We start from the raw sequence: 15,535 nt of genomic DNA, 5'->3' as shown, positions 1-15,535 counted from the left end.
CCGCCCCTCCCCTGACCTCCTCCGTTCCGGGGCCTCCGGCCACCGGAGCAGGGGAGCACGGACCCTGGGTCCGTGCTCCCCGCATCCACCTCTCCCACGGAAGTAGACGAACAATGCGGTTCCGACGCACGACGGCCCTCCTGGTCGCCGCGAGCCTGACAGCGGGAGGGGCTGCGCTCAGCGCGGCACCCGCACAGGCCGCGGTGCCCAGCCCGGTCCTCTCCTACGACTTCTCCTCGTCCGCCGCCGTCGGCTCCGCCGTGGGCGCGGGCACGACCCTGACCGACTCCGCTGCCGGCCGCTCCGCCACCGTGCGCGGGACCGGAGCGACGACCGTCGTCGGCCCGCGCGGCGGCACCGACCGCGCACTCCGCCTCCCCGGTGGCGCTGCAGGCAGCTCCGCCGCCTACGCCGAGATCGCGCCGGGACTGACCACGGCGGCCACCACCGACGTGACCATGTCGGCCTGGCTGCGCTGGGAGGGGAACCAGAGCTGCAGCTGGGCGTACGCGCTCGGGCAGTCGACCGAGCGGTACCTCTTCACCACGCCCCAGTGCGGAGGCAACCTGATCGGTGCCGTGAAGAACGGCTCGGAGCAGCGCGCGGCCGACTCCGGTCCCGCCGCCACCGGCCGCTGGAGCCACGTCGCCGTGGTCCTGCGCAGCGGCGTCAGCGTCTCGACCTACGTCGACGGCCGGCTCGCCCAGACCACCCCGACCTCCGCGACCGGAGCGGCGACCGTCGGCACCTCCGCCTTCTCCGGCCTCCTCGGCAAGTCGTTCTACGGCCCCGACCCTCTCTTCGCCGGGGCGATGGACGACGTGCACGTCTACTCCTCCGCACTGACCCAGGACCAGGTGCGCGAGGACGCGGCTCCGGCCGCCGCCGCGATCGCCGCATCGGACGCCGCCGCGGCGACCGTCTCCGTGACCGGACCCGTCACCAGCGACCTCTCCCTGCCGACCCGCGGCGCGGGCGGCTCCGTCCTCACCTGGGCGAGCAGCGACCCCGCTGTGATCGGCACCGACGGCTCCGTGCGCCGCCCGGCACCCGGCTCGGCGAACGCCACCGTGACCCTGACCCCGACCGCGACCTTCGCCGGATCCGCCGCCACCGGCACCGCGCGCAGCGTCACCGTCGCCGCGGACACCGAGGCCGACGCCACGGCGCGCCTGCGCACCGCCCTCGTCGTCCCGCCGACCGTCGCCTCCGGAACCGCTCTTCCCACGCTCGCCGGCTATACCGTGTCGTGGAGCGCGGACGGCGCCGGCCTGTCCGGCGGACGCCTCGTGAACGACACGGCGACCGACCGGGCGCTCGCGCTCACCGCCTCCGTGAAGGTCGGCACCACCACGCTGACGAAGACCTTCCGCACCACCGTCCTCAGCGCCTCCACGGCGAAGACCGTGGTGTCGTACACCCGGACGCCGACCGGCGAGGACAAGGCGAACCAGGACACGATCGCCCGCGGCCTCCACCTGGCACTCGGCTCGTCCGTCGCCGACGCGGCACCGCTCTCGGGCAACTCGGGAGTCCTCTTCGCCGACGGGGTCTTCCTCGGGACCGACAAGGCCGACAACCGCGGCCTCGCGAACCCCTCGCTGTTCACCTTCGCCGACGGGACCGTCGGCGTGATCGCCACCCGCGTCCTGCAGTCGGGCGCGTCCGACGGCACCGGGGCCTCGAGCGCTCTGGTCTTCAAGGCCACGGACGCCACCGCGTCCGACTTCACCGAGCTCGGCCTCATCGACCTCGGCACCACCGGGGGCGTCGTCGCGCCGAAGGCCGTCTACGACACAGACCAGAACCGCTACCTCGTCTCCTGGACGGACTCCTCCGGGGCTGCGAAGTACACGACCGTCACGGACCTCGCCCGCACCGAGCTCCGCGCGCAGGCGTTCTGGCCGAAGGACGGCGGCCGTCGCAGCGTCGTCGTGACCGACGGGAACCGCGGTGCGGTCCTCGGAGGAAGCCCCGCTACTGTCGCCGCTCCCGACCTCTCCGGGGTCTCGGGCCGCGTCCCCGACGCTCTGCCGGGCGGCGCGCTGACCGTCTCCGGCTCCGTCGCCGACTCGCTCGCCAAGAGGTTCGGCCGCACGGTCAACACCGGATCCTCGGTCGCACCGCAGACGATCGATCAGGGCGACACCTCCGCCCTGTCCGGAGTGAAGGCGCAGCTCTCCTACAACGACGGCTCGACCGGCAGCCTCGGCATCGACTGGAACCAGCAGCAGCTCGCCGACCTCGCCGCGAAGGGCCCGGGAACGTACGACCTCTCCGGGACCGTCCGCCAGCGCCAGTACAACGAGCCGTTCGCCTACAACCGCGCGGATCCGACGATCTACCGCTACGAGCGCAACGGGAAGACGCAGTACCTCTTCACCGCCACGGACGACACGAACAACAACAACGTCGCCTCGCAGCACCTGCCGATCCGGGTCGCCGACAGCATCGACCAGCTCAGCGACGACAACGGCGGACGCGCGCGTGAGGTGGACCTCCTCAACCGCACCACGCGGATGGACCGCACCGCCGAGGGCAAGGTGATCGCGGGCTGCTACTGGGCCCCCGAGATCCACGAGATCGGCGGCAAGCTCTCCATCCTGTTCGCCCCGTGCTTCAACCCGGACAACGACCAGTCGAACCAGAACGGTCAGTGGTTCACGGTGCAGGCGCACATCATGCAGCTGCGCGACGGCGGAGACCCCGCGAACCCCTCCGACTGGAGCGCGCCGCGCGCCGTCCTGAAGAGCGACGGGAGCGCCCTCGGACGCCCCGGCACGGGACGCAACATCAGCCTCGACATGACCTACTTCGAGTCCGGTGGAACCGGGTACTACGCGTGGTCCCAGCGCTACGTCGACAACGGAGTGAGCGACCCGGCGACCTGGATCGCCAAGGTCGATCCCGCGAACCCCACCCGCGTCATCGGCGAGCCGACCCCGATCATCGTGCCCTCGCTGACGTTCGAGGACCACCTGTCCGAGGGAGCGTTCGCGATCCAGCGCGACGGGAGGATCACGCTCGTCTACTCCAGCAGCGGTGTCAGCCCGAAGTACATCGTGGGAGGCGCCTGGGCGGAGGAGGGCAGTGACCTGACCGACATCGCGAGCTGGACGAAGTACGACGGCCCGCTCCTGCAGAGCGTCCCCCTGCCCGACGGCGTCGTAGACTACCGCGCCTACGAGCAGGGTCCCGGCCACGGAGCCGTCACCCAGGACGAGGACGGCAACGACCTGTACGTCTACCACACCTGGGGCAACGGAGTCGGGGGTGACGGCCGCGACACCCGTCTCGCCCGCATCCACTACGCCGCCGACGGCCGACCGGTCTTCGACCTGACGCCGACGGAGGAGGTCGCGCCTGCGAACCGGACCGTGACCGCGAAGGTCACCGTCACGTCGCCGCTCACCGTGACCGCCACGGCGTCGACCCGCTGCGTCAGCGGGAAGGTCGTCCTGACCACTGTGGTCAAGAACGACAGCCGCTCGATCATGGACATCACGACCGTCACCGCCTTCGGCTCGAAGACCGTGACCGGAGTCGCGCCGGGAGCATCCGCGTCGGGCGCCGTCACCACCCGCGCGGTCTCGATCCCCGCCGGGACGGTGGCCGCGACAGGGAAGGCCGTCGTCGACGGGAAGACGGTCACCGCGCAGACGAGCGTCGACTACCCGGCACGCAGCTGCCGCTGAGAAGGCGGGGGAGCGGGCGACACGATCGCCCGCTCCCCTGCGGTACCGCCCCGACCGGCACTGCGCCCGACCTGCAGTGCCGCCACCTCTGAAGGACGACCGACGAGATGCATCACAGCGTGAGAACCGGGACTGTCCCGACCGCCGGGCTCGTGCTGGCGAAGGCCGCGCAACCGCACGGCCTCGCCGAGGAGAAGGACGACGGAGCGGCCGGAAGCGCAGCTGCGGTCGGAGCGCACGACCTCCTGCTGATCAACGGCAACGCCCTCCCTCTCTCCTGAGCGTTCCCCTGCAACGTCCGGATGAGCCCACGACCCGATCGTCCGACGACCATGTCGAGCCTCCGCACCTCTGGAGCTGCCCTGGCTACGATGCCCGGACGCGCACGCCGGCCGTGACCGGCCCACCCGGACCCTCCCGTTGCAGCAGGAGGCCGCCGTTCCCCAGGAGACATCCGTGATGCGCCTCGATCGATTCCTCGTGTCCCTGGCACGCCCTGCGCGGTGCACGAACCGCTGCGGAGCCTGCGGGCTCGACTGCAGCATCGACGTCTTCATCCTGATCGCGCTGGCGACCGGAGAGAACCGAGACGAGTCCCGCCTGCGAGCAGTTCTCGACCTCCGCTCCGGCGACCGCGTCGATGTCGTCGAGGTGCGCAAGCGCCTCCTCCGGCTCTCACGCCGGGGTCTGGTGCTCCTCGAGAGAGGCAGGAGGACCGCGCTGCAGCGCATCGAGCGCTTCTCGATCACGCGCGACGGCCGGGCCTTCCTGGCGTCCCACGCCAGAGCACTCGACCTCCTCGCCGAGGAGATCCACGTCGCGCTGCTGTCCCGCTGACGAGCGGAGTGCCTGTGCGGGCGCACGCGGGACGTCTCCTGGTCGGCCGTCGTCGGATCGGTCGTGTCGGTGACGTTCGCGACCGTGCTGCCGTGGTGCGAGGCGATGGCGGCGCTCCTCGAGGAGGCCGTCCCTGCTGCATCCTCAGCAGTGTGAGGCCGGCCTGGGGCTCGGCTCGACCCAGGAGCCGGGTCCGGGGACAGGCCTGTCCTGATCCTCGACCGCAGAAGGAAGAGTCTCGGTCCCGGTCGGGCTCCTCCCGGCCGGGACCCGCCTCGCGCCGGAAAGTGCCCTTCGTGCATCACCCCGGGCTGGAGAGCTGGATGATCTCGGAGATCACCGCGGCTCGAGTGTCGTCCGGTATCCGATCACCTCCGAGGGAGTGGTGCGACCACAGGCCGTCCGCAGCAAGACAGGCGATGAACTGGCGGAGAGCGATCGGATCGGCCGCGGTCTCCTCTGCGGAGGGCGTCCACCGTCGGCGCACCTCCGCTACCGGCGCTCGGAGAGCGGTGTCGCTGCCCGTGGCCTGGAGGAGTCCGATCTGCATGCGCGTCGACGGCGTCAGGGCGACGGTGACGTAGGCGGTCACGCGCTCCGTCAAGGTGGCCTCGTCCGCCGTCTTCCCCGCGACGTCGATCAGCTGGGCTTCCCAGCCGGCCGCGACGTGCTCCTGGAGAGCACGGGCGAGATCGGCTCGATCGCGGAAGTGGTACATCATTCCACCGCGTGTCAGCCCAGCCTCTTCGGCAGTCGCTTCGAGCGTGACGCGGACAGATCCTTCCCGTGCCGCGACGCGGACCGCTGCGTCGAGGATCCGAGTCCGGTTGTTGGGTCGCGTCGCGCGAGGAGACGTCCGAGGAGAAGGCAGGACCTCCTCACCGCTGGGCGGGTTCGATTCCATGTCGTGATCGATTCCGCCGCTCCCTCGGTCCGAGTGAGCGGCTAGGGATGGTGGGTGCTGAGGCGGCCCGGAGGGTGGCGACGCGTCGCCGCACGAGCGGGTGCGACAGCGTCGGCCGCCAGTCTGCCATCCTCTCCTGCCGACGTCGGAAGGTGAGGCTCGACCCCCTCGGTGCGGGTCGTCCTGACGACGGACCGCACCCGGAGGGATGGCTCTCACGGTCGACGAATCAGGGAGAAACTGTACATTCATGATTGTAAACTTGTGGTACCGTGATCGCCTGCCCAGCTTCAGAGCTGCGGGCGGTCAGGTGCACTGCCGGTGCGGGATCCGAGGCTGAAAACCTCCAGCGACTTCATTCCTCAGAAGCCTGGAGGTTTCTCCATGTCCAGAATCGCGGACAAGCCGAACGCCCGCTGGTGGGCGCTCGCCGTTCTCGCCATGACCCAGCTCGTCGTCGTCCTCGACACGATGATCGTCACCATCGCCCTGCCTCAAGCCCAAGCAGATCTGGGGATGAGCGACAGCCTGCGCCAGTGGGTCGTCGCCGCCTACGCCCTCGCTTTCGGAGCACTTCTCCTTCTCGGCGGTCGGATCGCCGACTACGGGGGCCGGAAGCGCACCTTCATGGTGGGGATGACCGGTTTCGGAGCCGCCTCGCTCTGGGCCGGACTGGCTCAGAGCGGTATGGAGCTCGTCATCGCCCGCGGTGTCCAGGGCGCGTTCGCAGCGCTGCTCGCCCCCGCCGCGCTCGCCATGCTCACCGTCACGTTCACCCACGGCAAGGAACGCAATCTCGCCTTCGCCGTCTTCGGCACGGTCGCCGGATCCGGAGCCGCCATCGGCCTGATCCTGGGCGGCGTGCTCACCGAATTCACCGACTGGCGCTGGTGCCTCTTCGTCAACCTGCTCTTCGTCGCCTTCGGCCTCGTCGGCGGGGCTCTCGTGCTTCGCGAGAGCAAGGCGGACGGAGACAATCGCCACGACGTCTGGGGAACCGTCACGGTGACCCTGGGACTGGGCGCGATCGTCTACGGGTTCACGCGGGCCGAGCACGGATGGGGCGCGATCGACACCGTCGCCTTCCTCGCACTCGGCATCGTCCTGCTGACCGTCTTCGTGCTCATCGAACGCACGGTCGACCAGCCCCTGCTGCCCCTGCGCGTCATCCTGCGTCGCGTGCGAGGCGGCGCGATCCTGATTCAGGCCGCGAACGGCGCCGTGATGATCGGGGCCATCCTCTACCTCGCGTTCTACTTCCAGATCGTCCTCGGAATGGGGCCGCTGACGGCCGGGCTCGCGAACCTCGCCATGACCGTCGCGATCATGGCGTTCTCGCCCGTCACCACGAAGATCCTCAACACGTTCGGCCCCCGACCCCTGATGATCGTCGGGCCGCTCGTCTCGGCAGCAGGGCTCTTCCTGCTCCTCGGCATCACCCCGGACGGGAACTACTTCCTCCAGGTCCTGCCCGCCATGGTCGTGCTCGGGATCGGACTCTCCATGCTCTTCGTACCCGTCCAGAACCTCGCCCTTCTCGGGGTCGAGAACGAGGACGCCGGAGTGGCCTCAGCCGTCGTCAACTCCGTGTTCCACATCGGCGGATCCATCGGGCTCGCGGTGTTCACCGTGTTCTACGCGAGTACCGCGGACTCCGCCATGGCGTCCGGAACGGCCGAACTCGCCGCGTTCACCGACGGCTACAAGGCGGTGTTCCTGGCTGCCGCAGTGACCATGGTCGCCGCCTCCGTCATCGGACTCCTCCTCATCCGAGGGAAGAAGGAGGACCTCGACCCCGCCTGGGACGAGGCGGAGGTCGCCCTCGTCCACTGAGACGATGCCGAAGGGGCGGGCCGGTTCGTGCAGCAGCGACAGACCGGCTCGCCTCTTCCCGTCCGACTCACGACACCCCGTACCTCGTCGACCGACGACCTCCCCTCGATGAGGGAGTCGGTCGTGGATCGCAACGGTCCGGTCGTCCGACGCGGCCGCGTCATCCGGTGGGTCTTCTCCCGCGATGCCGGCTGCACCGCCGAGATCATCGAGGGCCGCGACCCGTTCGCCCGGCACATCACCACAGAGAGGAACGACGACGCCCGGCCGCCCTCAGATGAGGGGCGGCCGGGCGTCGTCGGTCGAAGGAGCCGGTCAGGTCATCCGCAGCGGAGCGCCGGGTAGGCGGCGCTCACGGGAGCGGAGGCACTGCCGACGGTGGCGACCCCCTGGACGGTGCCGGCGGTGACCGAGGCGGCCCGCGTGGTCACGGCCAGCGAGGCGGTCCGGCCTGCGTCGATCTGCTGCGTCTTCGCGCCCCACAGGGTGTTCCAGCGGAGGTCGGCGGTCGACGCGGCCTTGTTGACGGTGGTCAGCGTGACCACCACCTTGCCCGCGACGCAGCGAGCCGCCGCCGTGGCGGTGACGGGCACAGCCGGCGCCTTCACGGTGATCGTCGCCGTGACGGTGCGGTTGGCCGAGGCCACCTCCTGCTCCTTCGAGAGCGAGAGGTCGAGCCGGCCGCTCGCGCGGATGTTCACGCCCTTGAACCAGGTGTTGCGGTCCGAGTCGAACAGGCCGCCCGCGTTCTGCGGGTCGGTCGCCGTGTGCGGGTCCGGGTAGGGGCGGGCGTGGTAGGCGAGGAGCAGGTTGCCCGACTCGTCCTCGACGAACGAGTTGTGCCCGGTGCCGGCCTGCTGGCGCGAGAAGTACTGCGTCTCGTCCGCGCCGAGACGGCCCAGGTAGGTGTCCTCGGTGTCCAGTACGGGGAACGCGGTCTGCGTCCACGTCGCGGGGTTGAGGAGGTCGGCACTCGCATCGGCCGTGAGCATGCCGAGCGAGTAGTACTTGTCGACCGTTCCGCCCGAGTAGGTGAGGTACATGCGTCCTCCCTCGGACACGATGAACGGCGCCTCGACGACGCCCTGGTCGCTGCCCTCGGTGGTGTCGGACGGGGTCGGCGAGCGCTTGCCCGACTCCCACGGCTGGCTCTCGCCGTAGATGCGGCTGACCGCACCGGAGACCAGCGGGACGGTGCCCTTGGGTCCCATCGTCGCCTTGGCGAGTGAGAGCGTGTTGCCGTTGGGCAGGATCCAGTAGCCCTGGGTGGCGCCGTTCTCCTGGCGGTCGATGTAGCTGACGTCGAAGGCCGCGCCCTCGAGGACGACCGGCTCGCCCCACTTCGTCTTGTCGAGGAAGCCGCCCGCGGCGATCGAGGCGTCGGTCCCGGTGTAGGGGATCAGGACGGTGTTGTCGCACCAGCCGCCCACCGGCGCGTAGCCCTTGTTCATGCCGGCGACGATCCACCAGGTGCCGTTGATCTTGTGGAACTCCTGCGCCCAGATGTATCCGCCCCAGCCGTAGAAGGTGTTCGGGTACTGGCTCTGGAGGCCGGGCGTGCCGGCGTCGGGGTCGATCACGATCTGCTCAGGAGCGGAGTCGAGACCGGCGATGGTCTTCGAGCGCTTGAGGCCGATCTTGCGGTAGCTGGAGCTCTCCTCGATCGGGCCGAGGGAGTCCTGTCCGTAGTGCGAGCCCGTGAGGTAGTAGTAGCCGTCGTCCTCGTTGAAGAAGACGTGCGGATCCGCGCGGGCCTCGTTGACCATCGCCTCGGGGTCCTGCTGGACGGCGCCGGTGACCTGGTAGGTCCCGGGACGCGAGGTGTCGACGGCGGTGGTCAGATCGTCCTGCCAGTCGACGTTGAGCGACTTGGTCGAGCCGTCGTTGTACTCCATCACGGCCTGCCCCGGGAGCGCTGCGGCGATCGCAGCGGATCCGGCGCCGGCGTCGACGGAGCCGCTGAGCGACTTCACACCGGTGTTCTTCAGGTCGACGTACTCGCGGTAGAACGTGCCGAACTCGGACGAGGTCAGCGTCGTCTCGCCGGCCTGGCCCTGGGTGAACCAGGCGGGGAGACCCGAGCCCTGGACACCGGGGACGCGGGCGTCGGCGCGGGTGGTCGCTCCGGGAGCGGTGCCGGAGGCGAGGTCCGTGAACAGCGTCACGCGGCCCTCGGTGGTGAGCAGATCGGTCCAGAACAGCTTGTAGACGCCGAGGGCGGAGTCGAAGACGATCCGCGGGTCGGTCACGACCGAGCCCGGCGCGACCCGGAGGACGCGCTGGTCGCGGAAGGTGCGGCCGTCGGCGGAGCTCCAGAGGTAGACGGAGTCCGTCGCGTTGTTCTGCGACGAGACCGCGCCGAGCGAGCCGTCCTTCGAGCGGAACAGCAGCGGCGAGCCCATCTGGGCGTTCGGGCGCTGCGCCTGGTCGCCGTCCTTGAGGACGGAGAGGATCGACTGCGAGCGGTTCAGCGGCTCCCAGGTGGTCGCGCCGGCGGGCAGTGCGGCCGTGAAGAGCGAGTCCGCGCGACGGTCGTCGTTGTAGGCCAGCGGGTCGTCCTTCACTCCGTTCGTCGTGGTGACGGTCTTGACGGAGGTGGCGATGCGCCCACCGGGCACGGCGAGGGTGCTGTCCCACGCGTAGGTTTGACCGGCGACGGCTGCCTGGAGGAGGACGGCGACGGGAGCGGTGAGGCCCGAGAGGTTCACGGCGCCGGTGGAGGAGACGCGCGCTGCGCCGGCGCCGGAGACGGTCCAGGTCACGGTGTTCCCGAGCACCTGCGCGGGCAGGTCGCCGAGCACGGTCGTGGGGACGTCGAGTGCTGCGCGCAGGTCGGTCGCCACGGTGCTGCTGGTCGCGCCCAGCTCGGCCCCGGTCAGGGCGCGGTCGTAGACGCGCAGGTTGTAGAGGAGACCGGTGAAGTACTCCCCGCCGCCCCAGTTGGCCTTGCCGACCTGCAGGACTCCGCCGGTCGATCCGAGGACCGTTGCGAGCGAGGGGCCGGCCGTCGTGACGGCCACGGGCTTCGCGTCGACGTAGAGGCGGGCGGTGCCGGCGCTCAGGACGAGGTCGACGTGCTTCCACTCCGTGCTGCTCGGGCCGGTGAGGTTGCCCGAGGAGTCGCGGGCACCGCTGTTGGCGTACCGCTCGACGGTGATGCCGGTCGTCCTGTCGAGGACGCCGACGTACTTCTCCTGGGCGTAGTCCTGGGTCGCGGCCGAGCGTGCGGCGAAGACCGACCAGCCGACGTTGTCCGCGGCGGCGGGCTTGGAGTCGTACGACAGGGTGACGGAGTCGCGCCCCTTCAGCAGCGGCTGCCCGTCGGTCCCGGTGAGATCGAGCCAGAACGAGGAGGACAGCGAGACGGCGCTGCCCTGCCCGGTGCGCCCGGCGACGAGGGTCGGCGTCCCCTTCACGGCGGCGCGGGTCGACCTGTCGGTGAAGGCGCCTCCGCTCGGGGCGGTGTCGAAGGTGAAGTCCGCGAGCAGGCTCTGCGCGGGGGTGGTCGCCGCTGTCGCGGCGACGGCGACCGGCACGGCGGCGCCGGCGGCGAGGGCGATCGTCGCGGAGGCGGCGAGGGTGGCGGCGAGCAGGCGCGAGCGCCTGCCTCCGCCCGGGGGTCGTGACGTCATCGTCGACGTGTCCTCTCGGGTTCTGCAGCGAACCGGTGGGCGGACGGGGGATCCCGCCTGCGGTGTGGTCTCCGCACGGTACCGGCGATTGTTCACGGTAACAAGAGAGCACGACCTACCTGTTGCGAAATACCCACACCGAGGCGAAGGCCCGGATGAGCAGAACGCCGCAGAGGGTGGGCCGACAGCGCGCGCGCCTGCCCCCCCCGCCCGGTCAGTGCCCGCGCGCGATCCACTCCTCGCGGTGCGGGGCCTCCGCTCCGATCGTCGTCGAGTCGCCGTGGCCGGTCCGGACGACCGTCTCGGCGGGCAGCGTCAGCAGGCGATCAGTGATCGAGTCGATGATCGTCGGGAAATCGCTGTAGGAGCGGCCGGTGGCCCCCGGGCCGCCCTGGAAGAGCGTGTCGCCGGTGAACACCGTCCCCAGCGCCTCGGCCACGAAACAGACCGCTCCGGGGGTGTGGCCCGGGGTGTGGCGCACCTCGAGCGCGATGCCGGCGACGGTCACGACCTGACCGTCGACCAGACCGCCGCTCGGGGCCGTGCCGGGGTGCACGGCGTCCCACAGCATCCGGTCGGCCTCGTGGAGCAGCACCGGGGCGCCGGTCGCCGCGCGGACGCCCTCGACCGCGTCGAGGTGGTCGTCGTGCCCGTGGGTCAGCAGCACGGCGAGGAGCCGGCGCTCGCCGACGGCCGCGAGGATCGCCTCCGCGTCGTGGGCCGCGTCGATGACGACGCACTCGGAGTCGTCGCCGACGATCCAGACGTTGTTGTCGACGTCCCAGGTGCCGCCGTCGAGGCTGAACGTGCCGCTCGTGACGAGTCGCTCGATCCGTGCGCCCATCAGAGCACCACCACCGAGCGGAGCACGTCGCCGCCGGCCATCGTGGTGAAGGCCTCCTCGATGTCCTCGATCCCGATCCGCTCGCTCACGAACTCGTCCAGCGGCAGGCGGCCCTGGAGGTAGAGGCCGGTCAGCATCGGGAAGTCGCGCTCAGGCAGGCAGTCGCCATACCACCTCGACTTCAGCGAGCCGCCGCGGCCGAAGACGTCGAGCAGGGGGATCTCGAGGGTCATCTCGGGAGTCGGCACCCCGACCAGCACCACGGTCCCGGCGAGGTCGCGGGCGTAGAACGCCTGACGCCAGGTCTCGGGGCGGCCCACGGCGTCGATGACGACGTCCGCTCCGAAGCCGTTCGTCAGGGCCTGCACCGCTGCGACGACGCCCGCCTCGTCGAGGCCGCTGGAGTCGATGACGTGCGTGGCGCCGAGCTTCTCGCCCACGACCAGCTTCTTGGGGTCCCGGTCGATCGCGATGACCGTGCCGGCGCCCGCGAGAGCGGCGCCGACCACGGCCGCCGTGCCGACTCCTCCGCAGCCGATGACCGCGACGGAGTCACCGCGCGTCACGTTCCCGGTGTTCATCGCCGCGCCGAGGCCGGCCATGATCCCGCAGCCGAGCAGGCCCACCGCGGCGGGGTCCGCCTCCGGATCGACCTTCGTGCACTGCTTCGCGTGCACCAGGGTCTTCTCGGCGAACGCCCCGATCCCGAGGGCGGGACTGAGCTCGGTGCCGTCCTCCAGGGTCATCCGCTGCGTCGCGTTGAAGGTGTTGAAGCAGTACCAGGGCTCGGCCCGGGTGCAGGCCCGGCACTCGCCGCAGACCGCGCGCCAGTTGAGGACCACGAAGTCGCCGACCGCGACGTGGGTGACGCCCTCGCCGATCGCGCTGACCCGACCGGCCGCCTCGTGCCCGAGGAGGAAGGGGAAGTCGTCGCTGATCCCGCCCTCGCGGTAGTGGAAATCGGTGTGGCAGACACCGCAGGTCTCGATGTCGACCACGGCCTCGCCCGGGCCCGGGTCGGGGACGACGATGTCGACGAGCTCCACGGGAGCGCCCTTCGACCGGGCGATGACGCCGCGCACAGTGGTGGGCATGGGGGCTCCTTCGACGGGGGCGTGCAGGTCCGCTCCACAGTAACGACCGCGGGAGGCGGGTGCGCCGGGTGGACGCGGGCGCTCCCGCCCTCTCCGGGGCCGGGCCGCCCGCCTCGCGGACCGCGACCCTGACAGTCGGTAGGGTGCGGGCCATGCGCACTCTGTACCCCGAGATCGAGCCCCACGACTCCGGCATGCTCGACGTCGGCGACGGCCACTCGCTCTACTGGGAGGTCTCGGGCAACCCCGAGGGCAAGCCCGTCGTGTTCCTGCACGGCGGCCCCGGAGCCGGCACCTCGCCCGCCCACCGCCGACTGTTCGACCCCGAGAAGTACCGCATCGTGCTGTTCGACCAGCGGATGTGCGGCCGCTCCACGCCGCACGCCGGCGAGCCGGAGGCCGACCTCTCGACCAACACCACCTGGTACCTCGTCGCCGACATCGAGCGCCTCCGCGAGCACCTCGGCGTCGAGCGCTGGCTCGTGCTCGGCGGCTCCTGGGGCTCGACCCTCGCCCTCGCCTACGCCGAGACCCACCCGGAGCGGGTCAGCGAGATCGTCCTCCGCGGCATCTTCACCCTCCGCCGCGCCGAGCTCGAGTGGTTCTACGAGGGGGGCGCCGCCGCGGTCTACCCGGATCTCTGGGAGGGCTACACCTCCGTCGTCCCGGCCGGCGAGCGGGGCGGCCTCATCGAGGCGTACTACCGCCTCCTCCACGACGCGGACCCCGCGGTGCACGGTCCCGCCGGCGTCGCCTGGACCACCTGGGAGGCGTCGACCATCACCCTCCTGCAGAAGCCGGAGCTGATCGCGGACTGGTCCGATCCCGTCTTCGCGCTCGCCTTCGCCCGAATCGAGAACCACTTCTTCGTGCACAAGGGCTGGCTGGAGGAGGGGCAGCTCATCCGCGACGCCGGCGTCCTCCGCGACATCCCGGCCGTCATCGTGCAGGGCCGCTACGACATGTGCACGCCGGCCTTCACCGCCTGGGACCTGCACCGGGCCTGGCCCGAGGCCGACTTCCGGATGATCGCCGACGCGGGCCACGCCTTCGACGAGCCGGGCATCCTCGACGCGCTGATCGAGGCGACGGACCGCTTCGCGTCGTGACGGTCGGCCCGTCCGCGGCTCGCGGCCGGGAGGCGCGGGGCGTCAGCGCCTGAGTGTCCCGCGCCCGGTGCCGTCGCGCCCCGGGAGCGGGTCTACCCTGATCAGATGCGCGCGGACGACTCCTCCGGGATGGAGGACTGGCCCACCGGCCGGCTGCTCTCCACCGCCTCCCGGATGGTCGAGCACGCCTGGCACGGCGCCCTCGCCGAGATCGGCCTCACCCACGCCGGACTGATCGTGCTGCACCTCCTGCAGGCGGGCCCCGTCGCGCAGAAGGAGCTGGCCGCCTCGGCCCACGTCGAGGTGCAGACCATGTCGCGCACCATCGAGCGCCTCGAGCGCGAGGGGCACGTCTCGCGCACCACGGATCCGTCCGACCGCCGCCGGCAGCTGGTCGCGCTCACCGCCGCGGGCAGCGAGGCCTGGCGCCGGGCGCACCGCCTCGAGGTCGACATGTTCCCGGGCTCGCTCGAGCACGGCCCCCTGCGCGAGGCGCTGCTCGAGATCATCCGCTCTGCCAGCGAGTCGCGCTGGGGCTGACCGCAAGCCCGAGCGGCGCCCTTCCGCGGAGCGCTAGCTTCGTCCGCATGACCTTCAACGACGACTCCCAGCTCAGCGGCGGCAAGGTCCGCCGCCGAGGCCGCACCACCGGCATCGCCGTCGGCGGAGGCGCGGTGGGTGTGGTCGTGCTCGCGCTGCTCTCCCAGCTGCTCGGCGTGAACCTCTCGGGCCTCGGCGAGGTGTTCGGCGGAGGAGGCTCCTCGCCGGAGGGCGTCACCTCCACCGCGGTGGCCTGCGACAGCGGCGCCGACGCCAACACGCAGGTCGACTGCCGCCTCGAGGGCGCGGCCGAGTCGCTCGACCGCTACTGGGGCGAGCAGACGCTCACCCTCGGAGTCGCCTACACGACCCCGACCGGCGTCGACCTGTTCGAGGACCAGACCACCACCGGCTGCGGGAGTGCGTCCGCCGCGGTCGGCCCGTTCTACTGCCCGCCGGACCGGACGATCTACCTCGACACCGACTTCTTCGACGAGCTGCGCACCCGGTTCGACACCTCGGGCGGATCGCTCGCGCAGATGTACATCCTCGCCCACGAGTGGGGCCACCACATCCAGAACCTGACCGGCGCGATGGAGTCGGCGGACCGCTCCGGCACCGGCCCCGAGTCGGATTCGGTGCGCCTCGAGCTGCAGGCCGACTGCTTCGCCGGCGCCTGGGTGGGCGACGCCTCGACGGTGCCCGACGAGACCGGCACCCCCTACCTCAAGCCGGTGACGGCGCAGGAGTACCAGGACGCGCTCGGCGCCGCGGCCGCCGTCGGGGACGACCGCATCCAGGAGCAGGCCACCGGCACCGTCGACCCGGAGGGGTGGACGCACGGCTCGGCCGAGCAGCGCCAGCGCTGGTTCCAGGCCGGCTTCGAGGGCGACGCCACCAGCTGCGACACCTTCAGCGCTTCGCAGCTCTGACCGCGCGGCGCCGCTCCCGCGCGTGCGCTCTGCAGGCTTCCGTGCGATCTGCAGGCCCGCGTGCGCTCTGCAGGCTCCCGGAGTGCGATCTGCAGGACGCGGTGCGTTGTGCAGG

The 15,535-nt window shown here is 71.2% G+C and carries 11 protein-coding genes; 7 read left to right on the top strand and 4 right to left on the bottom strand.

The features are described from left to right. The first annotated feature begins 113 nt into the window (after nucleotides 1-113). The 3 genes from C5C24_RS02475 (at nucleotide 114) to C5C24_RS02470 (ending at nucleotide 4,532) form a co-directional block, all read left to right on the top strand. Nucleotides 114-3,695 (top strand): LamG-like jellyroll fold domain-containing protein, encoded by a 3,582-nt coding sequence (locus C5C24_RS02475; protein ID WP_104304223.1) that lies wholly within the window; start codon nucleotides 114-116, stop codon nucleotides 3,693-3,695. A 119-nt stretch (nucleotides 3,696-3,814) separates the two neighbouring features. Continuing rightward, nucleotides 3,815-3,976, top strand: a complete 162-nt coding sequence (locus C5C24_RS17795; protein WP_181118478.1) for a hypothetical protein — start codon at nucleotides 3,815-3,817, stop codon at nucleotides 3,974-3,976. Nucleotides 3,977-4,154: 178 nt separating this feature from the next. Beyond that, nucleotides 4,155-4,532 carry a hypothetical protein gene (locus tag C5C24_RS02470; protein ID WP_104304222.1) on the top strand — a complete coding sequence of 126 codons (378 nt, stop codon included), beginning with the start codon at nucleotides 4,155-4,157 and terminating at the stop codon, nucleotides 4,530-4,532. Between the two features lie 301 nt (nucleotides 4,533-4,833). On the opposite strand, the gene C5C24_RS02465 is transcribed toward C5C24_RS02470, so the two are convergent. Further along, entirely contained in the window at nucleotides 4,834-5,436 is a 603-nt protein-coding gene (locus C5C24_RS02465; RefSeq protein ID WP_104304250.1) for a TetR/AcrR family transcriptional regulator, read from the bottom strand. Between the two features lie 384 nt (nucleotides 5,437-5,820). Between C5C24_RS02465 and C5C24_RS02460 the strand changes: the two genes are divergently transcribed. Further along, the gene (locus C5C24_RS02460) at nucleotides 5,821-7,269 is read left to right on the top strand and encodes an MFS transporter (RefSeq protein ID WP_104304220.1); all 1,449 of its coding nucleotides are present in this window, start codon (nucleotides 5,821-5,823) and stop codon (nucleotides 7,267-7,269) included. 320 nt (nucleotides 7,270-7,589) lie between these two features. On the opposite strand, the gene C5C24_RS02450 is transcribed toward C5C24_RS02460, so the two are convergent. The 3 genes from C5C24_RS02450 to C5C24_RS02440 all read right to left on the bottom strand — a co-directional run bounded on the left by C5C24_RS02450 (nucleotide 7,590) and on the right by C5C24_RS02440 (nucleotide 12,839). After that, nucleotides 7,590-10,901, bottom strand: a complete 3,312-nt coding sequence (locus C5C24_RS02450) for a family 43 glycosylhydrolase (protein ID WP_104304219.1) — start codon at nucleotides 10,899-10,901, stop codon at nucleotides 7,590-7,592. A gap of 214 nt (nucleotides 10,902-11,115) precedes the next feature. Continuing rightward, entirely contained in the window at nucleotides 11,116-11,745 is a 630-nt protein-coding gene (locus C5C24_RS02445) for an MBL fold metallo-hydrolase (RefSeq protein ID WP_104277178.1), read from the bottom strand. After that, nucleotides 11,745-12,839, bottom strand: a complete 1,095-nt coding sequence (locus C5C24_RS02440) for an S-(hydroxymethyl)mycothiol dehydrogenase (protein ID WP_104304218.1) — start codon at nucleotides 12,837-12,839, stop codon at nucleotides 11,745-11,747. Before C5C24_RS02440 ends, C5C24_RS02445 begins: the two co-directional genes overlap by 1 nt. Before the next feature lie 152 nt (nucleotides 12,840-12,991). Between C5C24_RS02440 and pip the strand changes: the two genes are divergently transcribed. The 3 genes from pip to C5C24_RS02425 all read left to right on the top strand — a co-directional run bounded on the left by pip (nucleotide 12,992) and on the right by C5C24_RS02425 (nucleotide 15,420). Beyond that, on the top strand, nucleotides 12,992-13,948 hold the full coding sequence (gene pip, locus C5C24_RS02435) for a prolyl aminopeptidase (RefSeq protein WP_104277180.1): 957 nt from the start codon (nucleotides 12,992-12,994) through the stop codon (nucleotides 13,946-13,948). A 105-nt stretch (nucleotides 13,949-14,053) separates the two neighbouring features. Then, nucleotides 14,054-14,488 (top strand): MarR family winged helix-turn-helix transcriptional regulator, encoded by a 435-nt coding sequence (locus C5C24_RS02430; RefSeq protein WP_104277181.1) that lies wholly within the window; start codon nucleotides 14,054-14,056, stop codon nucleotides 14,486-14,488. A gap of 47 nt (nucleotides 14,489-14,535) precedes the next feature. Then, entirely contained in the window at nucleotides 14,536-15,420 is an 885-nt protein-coding gene (locus C5C24_RS02425) for a neutral zinc metallopeptidase (RefSeq protein ID WP_104304217.1), read from the top strand. The last annotated feature ends 115 nt before the right edge of the window (nucleotides 15,421-15,535 follow it).

Source organism: Rathayibacter sp. AY2B3 (assembly GCF_002931755.1).
Lineage (GTDB): Bacteria > Actinomycetota > Actinomycetes > Actinomycetales > Microbacteriaceae > Rathayibacter.
Note: the sequence above shows the minus strand (reverse complement) of the source record. Positions and strands in the feature narration are given on the sequence as shown.

Bases quoted from the DNA above. Each gene is read 5' to 3' on its own strand.
- C5C24_RS02430 (WP_104277181.1), top strand. From the start codon at position 14,054: ATGCGCGCGGACGACTCCTCCGGGATGGAGGACTGGCCCACCGGCCGG.
- C5C24_RS02470 (WP_104304222.1), top strand. From the start codon at position 4,155: ATGCGCCTCGATCGATTCCTCGTGTCCCTGGCACGCCCTGCGCGGTGC.
- C5C24_RS02460 (WP_104304220.1), top strand. From the start codon at position 5,821: ATGTCCAGAATCGCGGACAAGCCGAACGCCCGCTGGTGGGCGCTCGCC.
- C5C24_RS02440 (WP_104304218.1), bottom strand. From the start codon at position 12,839: ATGCCCACCACTGTGCGCGGCGTCATCGCCCGGTCGAAGGGCGCTCCC.
- C5C24_RS02425 (WP_104304217.1), top strand. From the start codon at position 14,536: ATGACCTTCAACGACGACTCCCAGCTCAGCGGCGGCAAGGTCCGCCGC.
- C5C24_RS02465 (WP_104304250.1), bottom strand. From the start codon at position 5,436: ATGGAATCGAACCCGCCCAGCGGTGAGGAGGTCCTGCCTTCTCCTCGG.
- C5C24_RS02450 (WP_104304219.1), bottom strand. From the start codon at position 10,901: ATGACGTCACGACCCCCGGGCGGAGGCAGGCGCTCGCGCCTGCTCGCC.
- C5C24_RS02475 (WP_104304223.1), top strand. From the start codon at position 114: ATGCGGTTCCGACGCACGACGGCCCTCCTGGTCGCCGCGAGCCTGACA.
- C5C24_RS02445 (WP_104277178.1), bottom strand. From the start codon at position 11,745: ATGGGCGCACGGATCGAGCGACTCGTCACGAGCGGCACGTTCAGCCTC.
- pip (WP_104277180.1), top strand. From the start codon at position 12,992: ATGCGCACTCTGTACCCCGAGATCGAGCCCCACGACTCCGGCATGCTC.